The organism is Myxococcus eversor (assembly GCF_010894455.1).
Classification (GTDB): Bacteria; Myxococcota; Myxococcia; order Myxococcales; family Myxococcaceae; genus Myxococcus; species Myxococcus eversor.
In genome coordinates, this window is sequence record NZ_JAAIXY010000029.1 from 50,751 (window position 1) to 72,739 (window position 21,989).

Here is a 21,989-nt window from a genome sequence, read left to right on the forward strand (position 1 = left end):
ATCCTCGGCGGGGCGAGGAGTGGCCATGGCGAACGGACAGAGGCGGGGCAATGGGCCCGGCCGGAACGAGGAGACGCGCATCGCGCCCGAGGAGGATGAGGACGCGACGCGGGACATCCCGTCCTCCTATCGCCCCGAGGAGACGCGCCTGGCGCCCCCGGAGCCGTCTCCCTCCGAGACGCGCATCGGCCCGCTCGACGAGCAGGAAGAAATCATCACCGATGTGCGCAAGGGACAGGCTGCCGGGGGCCGTGCCGCCACGGCCCGTCCTCCCGAGTCACGCGCAGGTGGCAGGGGTGCCTCGGACGACCGGAGCGGCCGAGGCCAGGAAGTCATCGTCACGGAAGCGCGCGGTGCGGGCCGGGGCCAGGAGGTCATCGTCACGGAGGCCCGCGCTGGAGGTCGGGCGCAGACCGGAGGCGCGGCGGAGGCACGCGGCGGCCGAGGGCAGGAGGTCATCCAAACGGAGGCGCGCGGGGCAGGCCGAGGCCCGGCGGCGGGACGCGGTCAGGAGGTCGAGGCACGAGGCGCCAGTCGCGGCGCCACGGGCGCGCGAGGTCGGACGCCCGAGGTCTCCGCCTTGGATGACGACGACGAGGACACCTCCGCGGCGGCGGTGAAGGGCGGGGACGAGGAGTACCAGCTCTTCACCACCGGCGAGAGTCGCGGCGAGGAGGACCTGCTGCCCTTCGCCACCGAGCTTCGGAGCAATGGCACCCCGGCCGCTCCCGCCACGGAGCTGCGCCCGCCCGCGCCTCCCGTGCTCAGGCCGGAGAAGGGCAAGGCCCCCGCGCCTCCGAAGCCGCCCCCGGCCGCGAAGGGCACGGGCTGGCTATCGAAGGGGGGCGAGAAGCCTCCCTCGCCAGGTCTCAGCGCGGGCGTGGTGCGGCTCAGTCCGCTGGAGCCCGCCGCCGGAAAGGTGGCCGCCGCGGCGGAGGACGGCCCCGCGCTGCGGACGATGTTCGCCAACCACTCCGCGCTGCTCGCGGAGCAGCTTCGCGACGCCCTGGGGAAGAAGATGTACGGGCGCGGGCCGCACCGCGTGCTGCGCATCGACGACCCCGAGGGCCCGAGCACCGGGGGCGGCAAGCAGGCCCGTCAATCCATCTCCCTGGTTCCGCGCAAGGGCACGGGCCCGTCCGTCGTGTGCGGCTGGGTGGACGTGTCGAAGCGCGAGGCCCAACTGCGCGGCTTCGAGGGCGTGGCGAAGCGCTACGAGGCCCACCACGGCGAGCCCCTGGAGCTGGCGCCCGAGGAGTACGAGCGCTTCCTGCATGACGTGGAGGACGTGCTCGTCAAGGCGGTCATCAAGGTCCGCCTCATCGTCCCCGAGGAGCAGGCCGGCACGGGACTGGCGGCGCAGGCCGTGAGGGCTCCGGCGCGAGGCGGCGTCCCCATGATTCTGGTGCTGCTCCTCATGGGGGCGGCCTTCGCGCTGGGCCTCTTCGTGGGGCGGACGCCCGGCTGACGCTACGCCGGGGGCGGCGACTCACGCACCCAGTGGCGGTGCGCGGCGATGGCCTTGGCGAACATCTGTCCGAAGCCCCGCGTCTCGTTCTTCGCGCTGCGCACGACGCCCATCGCGTCATCCAGCCCCTTGGCCATGGGCTGGGACAGGCCCGCCGCGTCCAGCAGCGTGGTGGCCGCGCCGGACAGCGCCAGCGCCTTGCAGTGCACGTATGCCTCCCGCACGAAGTCCACCGCCAGGGGCAGCTTCCTCAGCGTGGCCACGCTCTTGTCCCCGCCGGGGACGTAGACCGCGTCGAAGAGCACGGAGGACGTGTTCTGGAACGTCTTCACCGGTGTCTCCTCGCCACCGTCCGCGCTGGCAACGGGGGCGAGCGTGGGGCCCACGATTTCGACCAGGGCGCCCAGCCCCTCCAGCGTCTTGCGCACCTGGGACAGCTCCCTGCCCGGGAAGCCATCCGCGATGAGCACCGCCACCTTGCGTGTCTTGATGGAGTCGTGCGGCGTGTTCTCCATGCTGAGCGCCGGGGACACCTTCGTCAGCTTGGGCGCGGGCTTGCCCGCCACCAGCTCCGAGGCCTTGGGCGGCTTCGGCGGCGCGACACCCACCGCGCGCGCCACCCGCTCGGCCATCTGCCGGTCGATGTTCACCAGCACCTGGTTCACCACGCGCTCGCGAATCTCCGCGCGCTCCACCTTGCTCACCTCGAACTCGAGCGCCGAGACGAGGTGCTCGCGCTCCGGCTTCGACAGGCTGTTGAAGAAGAGCGTGGCCTGGCTGAAGTGGTCCCCGAAGCTGCCGCTGCGCTCGCGAATCTTGTGCCCCTCCACGCGCTCCTGCCGGTGGACGAAGGCCGACTTGGGATTGGCCAGCATCGGGCAGCCACCGCCAATGGAGTTGGGGTGGTAGTTGGCCCGGTTGGTGTTGATGGTCTGCCGTCCGAAGCCGTCCTGCTGGTGGTTGTTCACCGGGCAGACGGGCTTGTTGATGGGCAGCTCCGCGAAGTTGGGTCCGCCCAGACGCGTCAGCTGCGTGTCCAGGTAGGAGAAGATTCGCGCCTGGAGCAGCGGGTCATTGGTGAAGTCGATGCCCGGGACGACGTTGGCCACGCAGAAGGCCACCTGCTCCGTCTCCGCGAAGAAGTTGTCCGGGTTGCGGTCCAGCACCAGCTTGCCGACCTTCTGCACGGGAACCAGCTCCTCGGGCAACAGCTTCGTCGCGTCCAGCAAATCAAACCCATACTTCAGCTCGTCGCCCTCGGGCACCAACTGGACGCCCAGCTCGTACTCGGGGAAGTTCCCCTGCTCAATCGAGTCCCAGAGGTCCCGGCGGTGGAAGTCCGGGTCCTTGCCTGACACCTTCTGCGCCTCGTCCCAGACGAGCGAGTGCGTGCCCAGCACCGGCTTCCAGTGGAACTTCACCAGTGTGGCCTTGCCCCTGGCATTGACCAGCCGGTAGGTGTGGACGCCAAAGCCTTCCATGTGCCGGAAGCTGCGCGGAATGGCCCGGTCCGACATCAGCCACATCACCATGTGCGCCGTCTCCGGCACCAGCGAGACGAAGTCCCAGAGTGAGTCGTGCGCGGAGGACGCCTGCGGAATCTCGTTGTGAGGCTCCGGTTTCACCGCGTGGACGAAGTCGGGGAACTTGATGCCGTCCTGGATGAAGAAGACGGGCATGTTGTTGCCCACCAGGTCGTAGTTGCCCTCGGGCGTGTAGAACTTGGTGGCGAAGCCGCGCACGTCGCGCACGGTGTCCGCGGAGCCGCGCGAGCCACCCACGGTGGAGAAGCGCACGAAGACGGGTGTGCGCAGGCTGGGGTCGGTGAGGAAGCGCGCCTGGGTGTAGCGCTCCAGCGACTCGTAGACCTGGAAGTAGCCATGGGCGCCCGCGCCGCGCGCGTGGACGGCGCGCTCGGGGATGCGCTCATGGTCGAAGCGCATCATCTTCTCGCGGAAGTGGAAGTCCTCCAGGAGGGTGGGGCCCCGCAGGCCCGCCTTCAGCGAGTTGTCCGTGTCGGAGATGCGGATGCCCTGGTCCGTCGTCAGCACCGTGTCTTCCTGGTGTGCGCGGTAGGGCTCCAGTTGTTCGTTCTTGCTGGGCGGGGGAGGGGTCGGCTTGGACGGAGTCCTTCGCGGCGGCATGAGCAGCTCCCAGGGGAAAGGCGCCAGGATGCGGCGCGCTCGCGGTCTACGCCCGCCGCCACATGTCTGGGAAAGAGAGGGATGCGGGAAGCGCGCGAGCGTTCACCACCCGCCAGGTCGGGTGTCCCGAGGTGTCAACGGTCGACACTGCGTGCGGCGGACACGAGGACGCCCCCACGCGCGGACCGGGTGGACCGCGACATGGAGGCGTCGAGAGGACTGCCCGAGGCAGTCAGGCTGGGAGGCGACTACGGCGTGGGCTGCGCCGTCATGGCCGGCTGGATGCCAGCGGCGGCGGCAGCGGCCTCGGCGGCAGCGGCGGCCTCGGCGGCGGCCTTCTCCGCCTCCGCCTTCGCGGCGGCGGCCACGCGCGCGGCCTCGGCCTCGGCCTCGGCGCGCTTCTTCGCCTCCGCCTCCGCCACCGTCTTCAGACTGGCGAGGCCCGACTCGAAGTCCTTGCCAATCATCGCGTCCATGTCCATGAACAGGCCCATCGCCTTGGAGATGAAGCCGTTGGCGCCGTTCATCGCCCAGACGACCTCGGTGCCGCCGTCCACGGGGGTGAAGGTGAAGGTGGTGGTGTTGGTGGCGGTGAAGGGCTTGATGAACTCCAGCTTGATGCGGACGGACTCGGAGGGCTTGCTCTCCTCGAGCGTCATCCGCCCCTGGCCGATGTCGTCGTTGCCCGCCCACTCATAGATGGCGCCGGCGCCCGACTCCGGACCGGAGTACGTCTTCTTCATGGCGGGGTCCAGCCGCTCCCACGGAGACCACGCGGCCCACGCGTGGAAGTCGTTCACCTGCGCGAAGACGATGTCCGGGGACGCGGACAGCGTCGCCGTGCGCTTCACGGCGAACTCCGAGGGACGCGTGGCGATGATGCCCACCAGGATGAGCAGCAGGGCGGCGAGGCCGCCGAGAATCTTCTTGAGCATGGGGCGTGGAGTCCTTGTTTCGGGAGGCCGCCAGCAGGGCGCCGTCCCGGTGGCGCGTCATAGAGGCTGCGGGCCATCCGACGCAAGGCACCCCACGTCAGCGTCAGGACCTCCAGGGTTTCATCGGAGCAGAAAGCAAATGGGGCCCGACGCGGATGCAATGCGTCGAGCCCCTCGGGAGTGTGTCCGCGCCTTGGGGGTGCGGGTGACTCAGTTGTAGGTGGCGGTGTACGTGCCGGCCAGGGCGCCGTCGATGAAGGCGAAGTCCACGCCCTTGATGGTGCGTGTCACCGTCGTCACGGCGGAGCCCGCGCGGGTGACGGACACCAGCGTGCGGCCCGTCGTGGTGCGCCGGGGCACCATGAGGGACAGGTTGAGCGCGGGGCTGGTGAGGTTGAAGGTGAGCACCGTGCCGGTGAAGGCCACGGTGGACACCTGGGTGGCCTCGCGGGCGTCCAGCCACTCCAGCAACTGCTTCGCGGTGATGACCGACACGCCGTCACGCTTGGCGGACGCGACGATGGCTGCCGAGCCGGTGGAGCCCGCCGACGGCTGCGAGTCGACGTGCATGTTGGCGTTGAACGCGCCGTAGTAGCCCTTGGCGCCCAGCGCGTTGGCGAGCAGCGTATCGATGTGCAGCGGATAGGACTGGCCGGACTCGTCCGTCATCTGCGTGGCGAGCTGGTAGACGTCCAGCGGGGTGCCATCCACGTCCGCGAAGCGCATGGCCAGGCCGGAGCCGGTGAACATGCCCGGGCGGTCCTGCACCCAGTAGTCGGGCCAGTAATAGTAGTTGGTGTCCATGCGGATGCCGTGCAGGCGCGACACCTTGGGCTGGGTGGCCCAGTCGCTGAACGCGATGCAGTGCGTGCGATTGGTGACGGGCGCGGGGACGGCGGGGAAGGCGGACGCGAAGCTGGCGAACTGCGGGGTGAAGAAGTTCGGGTCCAACGTGTTGGCCGTGTAGTCCGCGCAGCCGGTGTTGACGTGCAGGGCGTACTCGAAGCCCTGCGCCACGTAGCCGTTGGCCTGGGTGGCGCTCAGCCCGCCCACGTAGTCGTAGACGGTGCCGCGGATGCATTCCCAGTTCGCCACGTTGCACCCGGTGGTGCTGTCCGTGAGGTGCTGGTTCCAGCGCTGGGTGGTGGCGCCGCCCGGGTGGCCGTCGGCCGTCATCACCACGACGGCCTTCTTGGAGCGGGGGAAGTACCAGAGGCGCGGCAGGGGCGTGGTGCTCGTCTGGTGCAGCACGTTGGCGAGCAGGCGCTGCTGCTCGTCGGCCTGGGGAATCTGGACCTTGGCCAGGTTCACCCAGTCCGGCTGCGGGTCGAAGGACGCGTTGCCGTAGAACATGTCGCTGGCGCGCGCGCCCGGGCCAATGGAGGACCCGTCCCGGTTCTGTCCCTGCCAGGCCGGGTTGCCCTGCCGCGTGTAGATGACGGACTTCGCCAGGTCATACATGAAGGCGGTGGCGGTGCCGGTGCCCACGGTGCGCTGGCTGACGGCGGTGAACGTCGTCGCGGTGGTGGCGTCCGAGTAGAGCGTGGCGACGGTGCGCGTGCCGGCGACGACGGTGCGCTTGTCGGCGAGGCCATGATACTGCATCGTCTCCGCGGTGATGCCCGTGCCCGGGGCCTGGGTGGCGTTGACCAGGATGTAGCCATTGGCCTGGGTGCCTTGAGAGGCATTGAGGCCGAGCAGGGATTGGAGGTTCGCCGCGGGCCGCAGGGCGATGAGGCTGCCGCCGGCGTTGACCCAGGTGGTGACGAGCGTCACCTGGGCCGCGCTCAGCGTCTGCTCGCCGAGCACCAGCACCTTGTAGTCATTGAGGTTGACGGAGACGCCCAGGTTGCCGGCGTCGGTGGTGGCGAAGGCGGCGATGCCCTCGGCCTCCAGGATTTCGCGCAGGTAGTCGGTGAAGGGATTGCCGGGAGAGGTGGCCACCAGCACGGGGCCCGCGCCGTGGACGCCCGGACGGGGCGGCGGCCCGTAGGTCTCGAAGACGACGTCCACCCAATAGTTGGAGTTCTGGAAGCTGCCGTTGGGGAACGTGGACGCGGCGCCATAGACGAAGACGCCGTTGCCGCCCGCCGTGGTGGCGCCGGGCAGGGCGTGCAGCGGAGGGGCATCCACGCCGGTGGTGAGGCCGTTGTTGTCGAACGAGTAGCCACCGAGCGGCGCGAAGTACGACGCGACATACGGGGTGCCGGCGGTGATGGCGACGGGGGTGGTGAACGTCACCTCCTGCCAGCCGACGGCCGTCTCGTTGGTGAAGGTGGCGGAGGCCAGGGGGGCGCCAGCGGCGCTCCACAAGTTGCCCACGTGGGTGCCGCTGTTGCCGCTGCCCTTGTAGAAGCGCACGCCCGTCACCTGGCCGTCCACGTCCGCGCGGAACTTCACGCCCACTTCGATGGCGGCGGTGTCATTGGCGGTGGCGGTGCCAGGCGTGGCGGTGGGGGCGAAGAGGCGGAAGGTGTTGCCCGGGGGCAGCGTCGGCGGCTGGGCGCCGGTGGCCTGGAAGACGACGTCCACCCAGTAGTTGGAGTTGCCGAAGCTGTTGATGGGGAAGGAGCCCGCGGCGCCGTAGGTGAAGACGCCGTTGCCGCCGCTGGTGCTGCCGGGCAGCGCGAAGAGGGGCGCGTTGTCCTGGCCGCTGGCGAGGCCGCCGTTGTCGAAGGCGTACGCGCCGACAGGGGCATGGTACGAGGCGACATAAGGGGTGTTGGCGGCGATGGCGACGGGCGTGGAGAACGTCACCTGCTGCCAGCCGGTGGCCGTCTCGGAGGTGAAGGTGGCGAAGGCGAGGCGCTGTCCGTTGGCGCTCCAGAGGCTGCCCACGTGGGTGCCGGTGTTGGTGGCGCCCTTGTAGAAGCGGACGCCCAGCACGTTGCCGCTCACGTTCGTCGTGAACTTCACGCCCAGCTCCACGGCGCTTGCGTCATTGGTGACGGACGCGACGGCGGGCGTGGCGGTTGCGGGCCACAGGGTGACGGGGGCGGCGGGGCGGAAGACGACGTCCACCCAGTAGTTGGAGTTGCCGAAGCTGCTCGACGGGAAGGTGCCGGCGGCGCCGTAGGAGAAGACGCCGTTGCCACCGCTGGTGCCGCCCGCGAGCGCGTGGAGGGGAAGGGAGTCCACGGCCGAGGCCAGGCCCGCGCTGGTGAAGCCATAGGCGCCGACGGGCGCGTGGTACGAGGCGACGTACGTGGTGCCTGCGCTGATGCGCACGGGCGTGGAGAACGTCACCTCCTGCCAGCCGGAGGCCGTCTCACCGGTGAAGGTGGCGAAGGCGAGGCGCACGCCCGCGGCGCTCCAGAGGCTTCCCACGTGGGTGCCGGTGTTGGCGGCGCCCTTGTAGAAGCGGATGCCGAGGATGTCTCCCTCGACGTCGGACTGGAACTTCACGCCGAGCTCCACGGCGGAGAAGTCGTTGGTGACGGAGGGGACGGCGGGCGTGGAGGCCGGGGTGAACAGCGTGTACGTCGTCTGGGCGCGCGCGGCGGCGGGGAGTACGAGCAGGACGGCCGCGAGCAGCGCCAGCGCGTGGACGCGTGGCGTGCTCGAGACCTGGTGGGGTCGCGACATCGAGGGTGTCATTCGGACTTCTCCTTGGGGGGGCACGACGAGACAGAGGGGGCGCGGAAACCGCGGCATCTTGCTGTCTGTCTCTGACACCTACAATGCAGTGAGAGGAGGTCTCACTCGTTGTTGCCGTCTTGCTCGATTTTTCCGCGTGCACGACGCGAAGCGGTCTCCCCGCGTGGATTCCTCCTGGCCGACTTCAGGAGTCCATCATCTCCAGCGCGTGCGACAGGACACGCGATTCGCGCCGGACACGTCTTGCCGCCAGGAACCAGCGCAGGCTCACGCCGACAGCCAGCAGGGCCATGAGTCCCCAGAACTCCGGCGCCCCGGCCAAGAGTCGATGGGCCGCGAGCGCCGCTCCCGTCATCCCCAGGAGGCTGACGATGATTTCGGGGTGCCACGCCAGCCGCGTCACGACCTGGACGTCACGCTCGGACACCCGCTCCAGCTCGGACTCGACGAAGTACACGGGGCGCCACACCGCGGCCGCGGGTTCCCAGACAGGGATTTGTCGCTGAATCACGAGGCGAGGGCCGCGCCGCTGGCCCGAATACCACTGCGGGCCCCGGTGCCCTCCCGGAGACGGTGGCAGCCTGAAGGAGCCAACCCACCCATTCAAATGCTCCTCAATCCGCTCGGGGCTCGCCTTGATATGAACCCACCGCTCGACGTGCATCGGGAAGGCTCCTCTCTGTTCGGCACCTCGTTCGGATGCCGCTGGAGAGTGTAGTCGTCTCCCGGACCGGTTGAGCAACCGGAGCCGTGAGGGCTGCCCCGTTGGAGGGTGCGTTCCCACCAGACGCCGCTTCGTTCCGCGAGGACGCGGCCCTCGCGCGTTCCTCGTGCGCCGTCACCACGGCGGCTCGACTTCTCTCTGGCGCAGTGTCCTGGCGTCCGGCTTGCAGCTGTCTGACGGTGGACGGCCACGCGGAGCGCTCTCGTGTCGCCTGCCGCGCCGTTTCGAATCGCGAGCGACCCGCCAGGAGCGCCATGAGTGGTTACCACTGTCGCAGATGTGGCCTGAACAACGGCAGGGACAATCCCATCGACCGGTGTCCCATGTGTCGGGAGGCGATGTCGGCGTACTGCTCGGGCTGTGAGAGCAGCTGTACCTCGAGCAGCAGCGGCACGAAGTGTTGGTGCGGAGGGTCGTTCGTCGAGGATCCTGATTACAGGACCCGCATCGAGGCCGAGGCGGAACGCCTCTTCGGGGACGGACACCCACCTCCCCCCAGGCGTGACAGCCGGCCTCCCCCCAAGCTGCCCGTTCCCTTCGCCCCGCCGAAACCTCCAAGTCCTCCAAGCCCTTCAGGTCCTCCAGGTCCAGCACCCTCCGCGCGGGGGAGGCCCGGGCTCAGTCCCATTCCCAAAATCATCCACGGGACCTGGGCCGGCGGAGGACCTATCGCGACGACGAAGACCCTCCAGGGAATCACGAGCTGGCTGGAGAAGACCCAGGCCACGCCAGACCATCAGGTGTGGATCTGGTGGGACGACGCGCACGTCTACAACATGCACTTGCGCAAGATTCTGAAGAAATACCCCCTGGCGCGCGCGCACTACGAGCTCAGTGCCGCGCAGGACCCCTTGAAGGTGCGTGGGACGGTCCGCCATGGGCGTGACCTGCACAACCTGCGAGTCCTCTCGCAAGGGATGTCCCCGGACGAGAAGCTCGCCCTGGCCAAGGACCTCATCAACGAAGCGGCCGATGACCTGGAGCCCCTGCGTGCGCTGGAGCGCGCGCACCCCGAACGATTCAGGCTCTGCAACCTCCGCTCACACGAGTTCCTGACGGGCATGCACTTCCTCAACATGGATGCCTATGACCAGGAGCTGACCCTGCGCGGAATGTTCGCGGCCTCGGCGTCCGACATCCTCCGCTACGAGGTGCTCTACAACTACGGAGGGGTCTACATGGACGTCGACATCGACCTGCTCTCCGCGCTCGGAAGACTCGAGGTCGATGCCTCGGGCGCCCTGGTGGGAATCACCCCGGACCGCAAGTTCGCGGCGTCCGCGGCCGCCTGGCCCGGTCGCGAGCTGATCGCCACGACCCCGGCCTATACCGACAAGAGCCTCTATCTCAGCAACTGCATCGTGGCGGCGGCTCCCCGCAGTCCGCTCATCGATGCCATGCGACAGACCATTCGTCTGGCCTATCGACTCATTGGGTGGAGGTCCCCACGCGAGACGTTCGAGCTCGACCCCGATCATCTGCTCGAAGGCTATTGGAAGAACAACACCACCCGCTCCACGCTCGACCTGACCGGGCCCAACATGGTGCGAGACCTCCTCTGGCTGTGCTCCAGGAACGTCCCCTGGGAGGAGATGCCGAGTGCTTGCCTCTCCCGGCTCTGCGCCACCCTGGTGCCATCCAAGGCCTCGGCGAAAAAGAAAGCGCCGGCACCGTCCTCGTCGTCCTCGTCGTCCTCGTCGTCCGGTGCTTCCGCCAGCGTCTCCCCGCCATTTGACCGTGTTGCCCCTGTCTGGCGGGACGACGTGCCCGAACATGTCCCGTTCTGGCAATGGGTCGCGGCGAATGCGACCTTCCCCATGGTCCATGTCGAATGCGTGACGGAGGCCGCGGGCGTGAGTGATTGCGATGCGGCGAACCTCCAGGTGGTGTCCGTGAAGGCACCCAAGGCCCCGGAGAGCGAGCCCTTCCACTTCGTGCACTTCCCGAGCATCCCCAGAGGGGGGGCCCTCAAGGGCCTGCTGAATGACCTTCACACGAATCACAAGATAGACACCCCGTTGCCCCTGGACATCAAGGCAGGCGATGAGATTGTCTGGGGCGCTGTTCGCTGGAAGGTCACCGAACTTGGCAAGCAGAAGGGCCTGGTCGTGGGCAAGAAGCCCATCACGCTGATCCGCCTCTGACCCCAGCGCGAGGGATGGCCTGGCTGGGAGGGTACCTGTCGCGCCTCAGTCCGCATGTCGGGGTTCGCGGCGGTGAACGCGGCGGGGGGCATCCCCTTCTGCGGACAGCTCAAGACGACCCATCACGGCAGCCTGTCCCTGCGCCACGCCCAGCTTGAACGACGCACCGGCCTGAGTCGAGCCGCGCGCGACCCCGGCCGGCCCTCGACGAGTCCTGGAGTCACATGTTCCAGAATCCGTCGGGTGGTTATCGCGAGCACTCCATCCCGGTGCCCTCCATGGAGGTCATGTCGGGCAACCGGGGGCGGCCCCGAGGCCGCGTCAGCCAGACTAGTGGGCGGACTGAACGCCGACCGTGCGGCCGTTCAGCGGCTGCACCGGACGGTTGTTCGGGTTGATGTGCGGAATCCGCTCGAACGCGGCGATCTGCGCGTCGGACATCTGGATGGGGTTCTTCATCACGAACCACTGGAGCCCCTCGCTGCAGGGGGGCGTGGTGAGCGAGCCGGCGTACTGGAAGAAGGCGCGGTTGAAGGGCAGGAGCGCGCTGGCGTTGAGGAGCGCGCCCGTCGGGTTGCTCTCCTCACCCTCGTGCCGGGGAAGGTGACGGAATGCGGTGAACAGCGCCGCGTTCACGAAGCCCTCCTCGATGAGGACGCCCACGACGGCCTTGGGCGTGCCAGCGGCGTCGGTGTGAACCAGGTGCACCTCGAGCGGATAGCTCACGCCGTCCTTGGTGTGCTCACTGGGGGTGTGGAAGTGGAACTGCGCGAGCTTGTACTCGTTGGAGCCGACGGTGATGGTGCTGCCCGCGTCGTAGTTGAACACCACGGTGTGGCCGTTGTTGACCATGCGCACCCGGCTGGTGCCGTAGTGGAAGCTGGGCGCCGCCACGTTGGTGTGCGCGGAGCCGGACGTGGACAGCGCCACGGGGGACTGCTGCACGCCGGTGGAGCACATCGCCGCGCCGGGGACCTCGTCCCAGTGCTCGGGGCTCAGCGTCTGCGCATAGCCCCAGTGAGCCTCTTCGCTGCTCGCGGCGGGCTGTGTGTCATTGGCGAGAGCAGCCGAGCTCAGACACAGGGAGGTCATCAACGCACCCTGGAGGGCGCGCACGGAAACAGTTCGGATGGAGGACATGGCTGTGGATTCCTTGTTGCATGCAGGTTTCCGACACCCGGGGGGCATCTCTGGCTTTGGCCAGACACGTCCCTCCACGAGGTGGAATTCGTCGGGTATTGTGCCGTTGCCGGCACCTGCGTCTCGGGTTGAGGTTTATTTTTAACCCATCCGGAATTATTCGGAATGTTTTGAAATAAAGCGTAATGAAACAGACACGTGACGCCGCGCTGCGTAATGACTCTCGGTTTCTTGGCGCATGGAGACATGCGAAGAAAATGAGAAGGGCCGCGGACACATCAGTGTCCGCGGCCCGGTTGCTTCATGTCTGGTGTGGCGGGGGTGGGCTCAGGGCTGGAAGAACGTCGGGGCGAACGCGTCCGCGGGCGCGCTGTCCACGAAGTTCTTGTCGTCGAGCGTCACCGGCGTCGTGGTGTCGGAGGTCTGGTTGATGACCAGGTCCCTGACGAAGGCGGTGAACTCCACGCCCGCGTCCGTCCCCGCGTCGGTGCCGGCATCCGTCCCGGCGTCCGTGTTCGTTCCCGCATCCGGATGAGGCGGGAAGGGCGGCGGGTCGTGGTCGTCGTTGGTGCATCCCGTGTAGGCGAGGACGGTGCCAAGGATGGCGACACAGGCCACTGCTCGGAGCGTGCTCATGGGCTCACGTCCCGTCGCCGTTGGCACCCGCCTGAGGCGTGGTGAGGTAGGGGAAGACGGCGTCGAACTGGGAGGCATCCTGGAGCACCGCGTCGTGGAACGGGATGTTGCGCGCGGGGGCCTGCGTGTCGTCCGCGAGCAGGTAGCCCATGGACACGCGCAGCGCCACGTCCACCACGTCGTCGCCAGGGCGGCGACCGTTGGGGAAACCCGCCGGGTCACACCCCGGGTTGTTCAGGGTGAGCTGGCCGTTGACGAAGCACGCGGCGGCGCCCAGGTTGTTCTGTCCGGCCTTCGCCGTGGCGGGCAGCGCGGTGTTGAGCCGCTGCATCTCCGCGGTGGAGCCGTTCGCATTCACGTTGGCCACGCCGGTGAGGAAGGCGGCCACCAGGTCCGCGCGCGGGAAGACGGTGGGTGCCCTCACGCCATCGGCGCTGAAGAGCAGCTCCAGGATGGCGGGCAGCGTGGGGTGGGTGACGTAGTCGGCGAACTGGGCGTCGTTCTTCGGCTCGCTCGCGTTGAAGCGGTCCTTGTCCTTGATGCCGATGACGACCTCGTTGACCAGCGGCATGCCCAGGCGGCTCACCTGCGTCCACGCGCCACCTTCACGCGAGGGCGCCGTATACGAGGCGGTGGGGTTGATGGCGCGCGCCTGACGGACGCTGGCGGAGGTCCACGCGCCGATGACGTCCTGGGTGCCCGCCTTGAGGCAGGAGATGGGGACCTCGAGGGCCAGCGTGGTGATGTTCTTCTTCGCCAGCGGATTGGGGACGGCGCCGCGCGCGCTCGGGTCGATGATGACCGCCGCCGGGGCGTTCACCAGGTCGAACACGGGGCCCAGGTTCACCGCGAAGGGCTCGCGGCGCTGGCCCACGAACAGCTTCGCGGTGCCGGTGCAGCCGGGGATGTTGACGTTGTGGATGTGCTGGCGGGCGTAGGTCTCGTACGTGGCGGCGTTGCCCAGCGACTTGGTGCCCACGTAGTCCGCGGGCTTGGCGAAGACGGCGGCGCCGCCCGCGGTGTTCGTCACGTCCTGTCCGGCCGCGCCGCGGCGGGGGCCTCGGACGAGCTTGACGGTGTAGTTCTCCTGGACGTTCTGCGCGCTCCGGTCCGCGGTGGTGATGGGCCCCACGTTGGTGAAGGGCACCGACACGCTCTTGGTGCTGCCGGCCGGGCCCACGTTCAGGGTGATGCCGTTGGGGCCGTTGAGGTTGTTGGTGAAGCGGAACTGGAAGGTGAGGTCCTCGATGGCATCCCCGGTGTTGTCGACGTGGATTTCGTAGAGGGCATCCGGATCCAACGAGAAGTAGTTGGGGCCGCCGTACGCGTCCTGCAGGGGCAGGTAGTTGGCGATGAGGGTGACGAAGTCCCCACGGTCCGGCTCATAGCTGCGGAACATGTAGAAGTCGGTGGCGTCGACCTTGGGCATCCGGGTGATGAAGGGGGCTTCACGGTGGCTGGAGGCCTGGGCGGTGGGTACGAGTAGCGCCGCCGCGAGCGCCAGCGCGCCCGCGAGTTGTCGTCTTTGCATGCGTGTCTCCACACTGCGTTGGGGGGCAAGTCCCACCGGCGGGCCCAGACGGCGCCGCGCATCCGGTGGTGCATGTACTACGGCGGTGCGACGCGATTGGATGGGTCAGAGCGGCAGGACGCTCACGTCCAGGGCCCGCTCCGCGAGCCACACACAGGCGATGAGTCCGATTGCCGCCGAGCCGCCGACGAGAATCGCGCGCCGATACACCGTCGCTCCGCGCAGCATGAAGGCGACGGGCAGGAAGACGGCGACACACGCGAGCTGCCCCAGCTCCACGCCCACGTTGAATCCCAGCAGCGTGGTGGCGAGCCCCTCCGCGGGCAGGCCCAGGTCGGCGAGCACCGACGCGAAGCCGAAGCCGTGCAGCAGGCCCAGCGCGAAGGCGACGGCCCAGCGGGTGCCTCGGATAGAGGGGAAGACGTTGTTGGCCGCCGCGAGGATGACGCTCACCGCGATGGCGGACTCGACGAGTCGGGAGGGCAGCGCCACCAGCCCGAGCGCGGCGAGGCTCAGCGTGAGCGAGTGGGCCACGGTGAAGGCCGAGACGATTTTCACGACGTCTCGCAGCGCGGGGCCGAACCGGTCCACGGGCTCCCAGCCGCCCTCGGGGGAGCGCTTCAGGACGGAGGGCAGGAGCAGCGCCAGCAGGAACAGCAGGTGGTCCAGGCCCGCCCAGATGTGCTCGATTCCAGAGAGCACCATGCCGCCGAAGTGGCTCCACGCGGACAGGTTCGCCAGCGGCACGTCCACGGTGTGGTGGGACGCGGAGAGCACGAGGGTGCCCTGGCCCTGTCCGCCGGCCACCTGGATGATGCCTCGGTGCTGCGGGTCGCGGTCGAACAGGAGCGTGTAGTCCAGCGTCAACGCGGAGGGCCAGGTGGGGCAGGCCGCCTGGAAGTCGAGCACCGCATAGGCCCCATCGGAGTGCCGCGCCACGCGAAGCGCGCCCTCGGGGGTGGTGGGGCAGGGCGCGCCGGCCGTGCCCACGGACAGTCGCGAGAGGACGTGACGGGTGATGTCCTGCTGCCGGTCGCGCACCTCGCCCCAGGCCAGGGCGCCGTCTCCGTTGGAGTCGAGGCCGAGCACCGCGTCGAGGTCCCTGAGCGCCACGTCCCATCGGCCGGTGAAGCCGTGGGGGGCGCGTTCGAGGCGCAGGTAGCTGTCGCTCGGCTTGTGGGCCAGGGCCACGCAAGGGAGCAGCACGAGCAGGGCGAGGAAGCGATTCATGGCGCTGCCTTCTTCAGGCGCGTGGCGAGGGCCAGGAGTCCCGGGTCCTCGCAGGCGATGGCTTCGAGATAGGTGAGGGCGGGCTTCGCCGCGTCGGGCGTTCCGGCCGCGAGCGCGGACTCCATGAGGATTCGCACGTCCCAGGGCTCGCGCTGCACCTCCCAGTTGGCCTGTGCGAGCGTCAGCGCCTTGTTCGCGTCCTTCTCCACGTGCAGCGCGAACCGGGCCTCTTCACGCCCGTGCAAGGTGTCCCCACGAAGTCTGCTGGCCGCATAACGCGAGGCCAGCTCGGTGGTGAGTGTCGCTGCCTCCGCCGAGCCCAGCGCCGTCTCGGCGAGCACGCGGCGCAGCAGGTGGCCGTCATCCGTGGCGTGGTCCTTCATCAGCCGCGAGGCCTCGGCCGGCCGGTTCAAGTCCAGCAGCAGGTCCGCGAGCGCAGCGCGGGTGTACGCATCATCCGGGTCGGCCGCGAGCGCCTGCGCATAGAGCAGCTCCGCGCGTCGGGTGTCTCCCGAGCGAGCAGCGGCCTCCCCCAGGGTGGACAGCGCCCAGGCCTGCTCTTCCGGGCTGCCCAGGGCCCCGCGTCGGGACATGGCCTCGGAGAGCCGCGCATAGGCGCGCCCCGAGTGTCCCGCGACGCTGTCCACCTGCGCCCGGCACACGGTGGCGGTGAGCGCTCCCGCGAGGGTGTCCAATGGAGCGCAGCTCTTCTCCGCCTCGGCGTGCCGGCCCCGGACACCCAACACCACGGCGCGCGTCAGCCAGGCCTGGGCATCCCTCGGGTCCTCGCGCAGGGCGGCGTCCAGGTCCGCGAGGGCCGCGTCGAACTCGTGGCGGCTCTGGCGCAGGGTGGCGCGCAGCAGGAGGACCTCATGCGGCGGTTGGGGCTCGTCCCACCAGGGCGAGAGCGCGGCCTGGGCCCACCCGAGGTGCCGTGGGTCTCCCCGGGCGCGTCCCTCCTTCAGCTCCAGGCGAGCCAATCGCACGGCCAGCTCCAACTGGCGAGGCTGGGCGTCCAGCTCCTGTCGCAGGGCGGCGCGTTCGCGGGCACGGGCGTCGGTGGCCCGGGCGGGCACCTGCTCCAGGACCTCCGTGTCGCTCTGGGGCGTGAAGGGCGCGGACGCGGTGTCGGGGCCCCGGCTGCAACCACAGGCCAGTGCGAGCACGACACCCAGGACGCTGTGACGGGGCCGCATGACGGAGCGCATTGCCCCTCCTTACGGCCCTGTGTCGTCCCTGGATTTCCCACCGATTATCGGTGGGAGGCGCCGGAGGGCCCCGTATCGACGGGGCGGGTGACCGGGGACTCCGCGTCGCTCCGTATGCCTCGTGGGCCCGCTACTGGCCCTTGTGTCGGCTCCCCGAGAGGGGGCCGGGTCCCCGGTCCTGGCGCCTTGTGTCATAAACGAGGGCGCCCGCTGCCTCCTGGAGCTTTGTTCTTGAGACTCTCATCCCTCCTCGCCAAAGACGGCCTCCAGCGACTGCCAGCCCGTATCCGAAGGAGGCTCGCCTTGGAGGCGCGGCGGCTGGTGATGATGGGTGTCACCCATGTTCCACCGGTGAAGAGCGGCCTGGAGCTGCTGAGCTTCGAGTTGTCGCTGCTGCTCGCCCAGAAGAGCCAGGACCTGTACGGCGCCAGCTACTACGGCGCCGGGCGCAACCCGAAAGACCGCGAGGGCAACAGCGGCTACGAGCACTACCGCCGGGACTCCAGCCACGCGAACAAGGCCGCCTATCTGCTGTGGAAGCACTTCGACGTGCGCGACTCCCTGGATGTGGGCTGCGCGCTGGGCTTCACGGTGCAGGCGCTGAGGGAGCTGGGCTGGGACACCCAGGGCAGCGACTTCAGTGACTTCGCCATCCACCATGCTCCGTGGGACGTGAAGCCGCACCTGTCGCTCGGTGACTTGTCCCAGCGGCTGCCCTTCGACGACGGCCAGTTCGAGCTGGTCTCCGCCTTCGAGACGCTGGAGCACCTGCCGCCGGCCCTGGTGCCGCACGCGATTTCGGAGCTGTACCGCGTGACACGGGGCTTCCTCGTCGTGACGGCGCCGTCCTTCGGTCTCTGTGGCACGGGGCCGGACGGCTGGTTCGACGGGAAGGTGCGGCCGGAGCGGCTCGCGCACTATCAATCGCTCGGGCCCGACTACATGGGCCCGGTGCCAGAGGAGGACCTGGCGCGCGACGAGTGGGACCGGCCGTTGGAAGGGCACGTCACGATTGCGTCGTTCGCCTGGTGGCGTCGCCAGTTCGAGTCCGCGGGCTTCGTGCTTGCCCCGACGCTGGAGCAGCGGATGTACGCGGACATCGAGGCCGTGGGCCTCCGGGGCCTCTGGAACCTGTATGTCCTGCACCGGCCGGGGGTGGCACTGCCCTCTCCGGACCTGCGCGCGCCGGAGGAGCAGGCGAGGCTCGCCCGGCGGTGGGACGTGTCTCTGCGCGCGGGCTGAGGGGCCGCGCTATTCGAACAGGGACAGCTCGGAGAGGCCGCCCATCGTCGCGCCCGGAACGGGCGCGCCCACGAAATTGAAGCCCACCGCGCGCAGCCGCACATGGCGCACGGGACGCGCCTCCTCCGTCACGGGAGCATCGAGGAAGTGGGGGCCCTTGATGAGGGAGAGCCGTCCGTCGAAGGGACTGTCCCACTGAGTCATCTCCTCGAAGAATCGCCGCGGGCCGGCGAGCTGCGGCGGTAGGGTGTAGTCGGCCGGAGCGATGCGCAGCAGCGCCAACTGCGTCCATTGCTCCGCGTCCTCGCTCCCCTCCAGCAGGAACCCGGTGAACGTGCCTCCCTCCGCTCCTCGCACCACCACATGCCGCAGCTTCTTCGGCTCGGGGAGCGTGACGACCAGCGACTCCACCGGCTTGCCGCCGAAGGAGACGGCGTCCAGTCGGCCATCCGTCCAGGGACAGCCCGTCGCGGGCGAGGGTTGGCACGCGGCGCCTCGACTGACAGGCACGAGCCCCCCTGGCGCCAGGGGCAGCTCCTCCGTGCGCCATTCCATGCGGAACCACAGCTCCGAGTACTTGCCTCCCAGTGGGTAGAACCAGAACTCTCCCACGGAGGCGGCCCGCAGCCTGACGGTGGGCTGGGGGAAGTCCTCCAGCACGTAGCGACTCGCGGTCCATGGTGAAGTGGGAATCCAGGCGCGGAACAGCGGCTGTCCTCCATTCAGGACGAAGAGCGCGGCTTCGGGCGTGGTGGGGTAGTCGATGACGATTTGCTGATTCACATCGGAGGTCTGCGCGTACTCCCCGGTGATGGGAGGTTCCGGCAGGGGTGGCGCGGCGCCGAACGTCACGGACGCGCCCTGCGGGTGAGGGGTGACGGCGAGCTGGGAGTCCCAGATGCGCAGCGGGGGAAGCTCCACGTCGTCGTGGAAGGTGAACGACGCGAAGACGGCCGCGCCCGCTTCGTCCCGCCATGACGCGCGAAAGCGATAGGGCTGGAGCCAGGAGTTGGGCGTGTTGACGGACTCCACGTCCCCGTAGCGCATCTCCAGGAAGAAGTCCCCGCTCTGCTCGGTGGAGGACTCCGCGTAGGCCTGGAACACCGAGGGCTCGAACACGTAGGGCCCTTCTCCCATGGGCACCTCGTGTCGGGTGCGCGCGTACGGTACGACGCCGCCGCTGACGGGCGTGCCGTCGCGCCGCTCGACGCGGCCGTACACGAAGACGGACTCGTCCTGCATCCGCTCACACCCCGACGACAGCAGCAGGAAAAACAATCCCAGACATGATGGGTGGCGCATCTCAGTAGCTTCCCTTCAGGCCCAGCATGGGCAGGATGACGGGCAGTCCCAGGGCCTCGCGGCGGAGCTTTCCGGCCGTCCGCTTGTACTCGTAGGCGAACACCTCCTGCTGGAGGGAGAGGTTGAGGATGTCCAGGTAGGCCTCGAGGTTGAAGTCCTTGAGCGACCAGGATTTCGCGGCGCGGAAGTCCACGCGGAAGAAGGGCGCCAGCCGCTCCACCTGGTCCGCGTCCTTGCGTACCCAGGCGCGGAAGCCTTCGGGGTTGACGACGGAGCGCTGGGAGACGGAGGAGACCTCACCGGACTCCGGGCGGCCGGTGTTGAAGTGCACCACCGTGCCCACCGTCCAGTTGTTCGCGAGCTTGTAGCTGAGCGCGGCGTTGAAGACGTGCACCTGCTCGAAGGCGAAGGGCAGCTCGCCCTCGGTCATCTCCCGGATGGTGTTGTTGTCTGCGTAGCGCGCGAAGCGCCGGTGGCGCTTGCTCTGGAGGAAGCTGTAGCTGACCCAGCCGAACCAGTCGCGTCCCAGCGGGTGTCGCGCCATCAAATCCAGACCATACGCGTACCCTCGGGCCGCGGGGTCCTCGCGCTGCTGGCCTCGCCGCTTGCGGTTCTCCAGGACGTCCTGCACGTCGAACTCCACCGTGCGGAACAGCGGGTTGTAATAGACGTCCGCCGTCACCTCCAGGCCCTCGGTGGCCTTCCACTCCGCGCCCACGTCGAACTGCGCGCCCTCCTGGACTCCGTTGCGCAGGCCCGACACGTCCAGCGCCGGCAGGTGGAGCAGCACGGTGGGGGACTGGTGATACATGCCACCGCCGCCCTTGAGCGTGAGCGATTCGGAGAGCTGGTGGCGCACGGCCAGCCGTGGCTCCACGACGACGTGTTGGATGCCGGGCACCAGGTGGTAGCCATCCACGCGCACGCCGGGAGACACCACCCATTTGTCAGAAGGGCGCCATGTCGCTCCGACGAAGCCTCCGACGAAGGTGGCCAGGGCCGAGGGCTGCTTGAGGGGATGGGCGTCATCCGTCGGCCGCCAACCCGGAGTGCGCGCGGAGCCGGTGATGCCCGTGGCCACGCGTCGGTGCTCCACGTCCGTGCCCACCTGGACGTCCAGCGCCTTGGACAGGCGCCGCGTCCACCCGGCCCGAGCCGCGAAGGTGAGCTGGTCCAGTCCGTACTCGCCCGCGAGCACCTCCTCGGGGCCCCGCTCCGGGTTGCGCACCACGCGCCGGTAGCCCAGCAGGGACACCTCATCCAGGCCCACTGTGACGCCCAGCTCGCCCTCTCCGCCCGCCAGGGGGTGGGTGCCGCGCAGGTCCACGCGGTGGAAGCGGGAGACGATGGTGGCTCCCAGGCTGCCCTCGTCGGGGGCGGTGGCCTCGCCCGCGTCGTCGGAGCTGCCGAGCGCGAACAGGCGCAGCTTTCCCTCACCCACTTTCTGCTCGACGCGGGCCTGGTAGTCCCAGAAGGCCGCGTGGATGGGATTGTCTTCGTGGCTCTTGAAGAGGGCGTACGCCAGGGGGATGAGCAGCCCGGTGTAGCTGTAGCGCCCCGCCATGGTGACGGAGGTGCCTGTCTTGTCGAAGGGCACCTCGACGAAGCCGCCCGCGTTGATGAGGTCCGCGTAGGCGGCGAAGTGCGGCTTGTCCTCGCGCGGTTTGCTCAGCCGTCCTTCCACCGCGCCGCCCAGCAGCCGTCCGTACTGCACCGGCGGCGCGCCGGGATGGAAGTCGATGGTGTCGATGAAGTCCGGGTGCACCACCGCGGGCCCAAGCAGCAGGTGGTACAGCATGGGGACCCGCACGCCATCCAGGTAGTAGCCGGTCGCGCCGGGCTGACCTCCGCGCACCACGGGATAGCCCAGGCCCGAGGCGACGCTGCCCACGCCCGGCATCAACATGATGACGCGGAAGGGGTCACCCTGTGTGCCGGGCACCTCGCGAAGCTCCTGCTCGTGCAGGGTGATGCGATTGACCTCCGTGCGGGGGCGGTCATCCCTCACCACCGTCTCGTAGGGATTCACGCGGGTGGGTTGCAGGCGGTAGACGACGTCGAGCGACTGGCCCTGCTCCAGCGACTCCTCGAACGTCGCGGGTTGGTGGGCCGGGGCTCGCACCAGGAACGTGTGGGCGCCCGGAGCCAGCTCCAGCGCGAAGCGGCCGCCCACGTCCGTGACGGCCACGGGCTCCTCCGCGCCGTCCAGGAACAGGGCCGCGTCCGCCAGCGGCACCCGGGTGCCCAGGGCGCGGACCTCGCCGCGCAGTCTCGACTGGGTGAAGCGCAGGGTGGCCGGGGGCTCGAAGTGGTAGGCAAACGGCAGGCGAACCGACACCCATCTCCCGTTCAGGCTTGGGGGAGTGAAGCGCAGCCCTCGCGCGGCGCGGACGGCGGCCTCCGTGAGGGGGGCCAGTGTGGCTGGCTCCTTCACCGTCACGTCGACGACGAGGCCCTGCTCGTCAATCTGGAGGATGAGCTTCACCTCGTCCGGGGGGCCCTCCAGGCCCTCGGGCCAGGTGGCGGGAGACTCCGTCACGAGCTGGGGCGTGAGGAGCGAGACGCTGCCTCCATCCGCCTCCAGCTTCAGCCGCGCGGCGTCCTCGGCGGAGACCGTGGTTCCCGCGTCCGTGGCCTGGACGTCGACCTCCACGGCGCGAGGCTCACTGGTGGCGGAGGGGGCGGCTT

At 69.1% G+C, this 21,989-nt stretch carries 14 protein-coding genes; 3 read left to right on the top strand and 11 right to left on the bottom strand.

The genetic code is table 11. The annotated features are described in order from the left end of the window. The first annotated feature begins 25 nt into the window (after positions 1-25). On the top strand, positions 26-1,468 hold the full coding sequence (locus G4D83_RS46660; RefSeq protein WP_240357096.1) for a hypothetical protein: 1,443 nt from the start codon (positions 26-28) through the stop codon (positions 1,466-1,468). 2 nt (positions 1,469-1,470) lie between these two features. Here the strand turns inward: G4D83_RS46660 and G4D83_RS40695 are convergent, their stop codons facing one another. From G4D83_RS40695 to G4D83_RS40710, 4 genes are all read right to left on the bottom strand, one after another. Next, positions 1,471-3,612 carry a catalase gene (locus tag G4D83_RS40695; protein WP_163870335.1) on the bottom strand — a complete coding sequence of 714 codons (2,142 nt, stop codon included), beginning with the start codon at positions 3,610-3,612 and terminating at the stop codon, positions 1,471-1,473. Positions 3,613-3,860: 248 nt separating this feature from the next. Continuing rightward, positions 3,861-4,547 carry an SRPBCC family protein gene (locus G4D83_RS40700; protein WP_163870336.1) on the bottom strand — a complete coding sequence of 229 codons (687 nt, stop codon included), beginning with the start codon at positions 4,545-4,547 and terminating at the stop codon, positions 3,861-3,863. Between the two features lie 210 nt (positions 4,548-4,757). Further along, positions 4,758-8,144: a DUF4082 domain-containing protein gene (locus G4D83_RS40705; RefSeq protein ID WP_163870337.1), complete on the bottom strand. Its 3,387-nt coding sequence runs from the start codon at positions 8,142-8,144 to the stop codon at positions 4,758-4,760. Between the two features lie 184 nt (positions 8,145-8,328). Next, entirely contained in the window at positions 8,329-8,655 is a 327-nt protein-coding gene (locus G4D83_RS40710; RefSeq protein ID WP_163870338.1) for a hypothetical protein, read from the bottom strand. Positions 8,656-9,608: 953 nt separating this feature from the next. Here G4D83_RS40710 and G4D83_RS40715 point away from each other — a divergent pair. Further along, on the top strand, positions 9,609-11,012 hold the full coding sequence (locus G4D83_RS40715) for a TcdA/TcdB catalytic glycosyltransferase domain-containing protein (RefSeq protein WP_163870339.1): 1,404 nt from the start codon (positions 9,609-9,611) through the stop codon (positions 11,010-11,012). A 330-nt stretch (positions 11,013-11,342) separates the two neighbouring features. On the opposite strand, the gene G4D83_RS40720 is transcribed toward G4D83_RS40715, so the two are convergent. From G4D83_RS40720 to G4D83_RS40740, 5 genes are all read right to left on the bottom strand, one after another. Continuing rightward, positions 11,343-12,152: a carbonic anhydrase gene (locus G4D83_RS40720; protein ID WP_163870340.1), complete on the bottom strand. Its 810-nt coding sequence runs from the start codon at positions 12,150-12,152 to the stop codon at positions 11,343-11,345. A gap of 327 nt (positions 12,153-12,479) precedes the next feature. Further along, positions 12,480-12,788: a hypothetical protein gene (locus tag G4D83_RS40725; RefSeq protein ID WP_163870302.1), complete on the bottom strand. Its 309-nt coding sequence runs from the start codon at positions 12,786-12,788 to the stop codon at positions 12,480-12,482. Between the two features lie 4 nt (positions 12,789-12,792). Beyond that, the gene (locus G4D83_RS40730) at positions 12,793-14,319 is read right to left on the bottom strand and encodes a DUF4331 domain-containing protein (RefSeq protein WP_163870341.1); all 1,527 of its coding nucleotides are present in this window, start codon (positions 14,317-14,319) and stop codon (positions 12,793-12,795) included. 105 nt (positions 14,320-14,424) lie between these two features. Then, on the bottom strand, positions 14,425-15,549 hold the full coding sequence (locus tag G4D83_RS40735) for a HupE/UreJ family protein (protein WP_163870342.1): 1,125 nt from the start codon (positions 15,547-15,549) through the stop codon (positions 14,425-14,427). Then, the gene (locus G4D83_RS40740) at positions 15,546-16,757 is read right to left on the bottom strand and encodes a tetratricopeptide repeat protein (protein ID WP_163870343.1); all 1,212 of its coding nucleotides are present in this window, start codon (positions 16,755-16,757) and stop codon (positions 15,546-15,548) included. The genes G4D83_RS40735 and G4D83_RS40740 overlap by 4 nt, the downstream gene beginning before the upstream one ends. A gap of 303 nt (positions 16,758-17,060) precedes the next feature. On the opposite strand from G4D83_RS40740, the gene G4D83_RS40745 reads away from it, so the two are divergent. Continuing rightward, the gene (locus G4D83_RS40745) at positions 17,061-17,999 is read left to right on the top strand and encodes a class I SAM-dependent methyltransferase (protein ID WP_163870344.1); all 939 of its coding nucleotides are present in this window, start codon (positions 17,061-17,063) and stop codon (positions 17,997-17,999) included. 9 nt (positions 18,000-18,008) lie between these two features. Here the strand turns inward: G4D83_RS40745 and G4D83_RS40750 are convergent, their stop codons facing one another. Then, positions 18,009-19,301, bottom strand: a complete 1,293-nt coding sequence (locus tag G4D83_RS40750; RefSeq protein WP_163870345.1) for a hypothetical protein — start codon at positions 19,299-19,301, stop codon at positions 18,009-18,011. A 1-nt stretch (position 19,302) separates the two neighbouring features. Further along, positions 19,303-21,954 carry a TonB-dependent receptor domain-containing protein gene (locus tag G4D83_RS40755; protein ID WP_240357097.1) on the bottom strand — a complete coding sequence of 884 codons (2,652 nt, stop codon included), beginning with the start codon at positions 21,952-21,954 and terminating at the stop codon, positions 19,303-19,305. Positions 21,955-21,989: the final 35 nt, after the last annotated feature.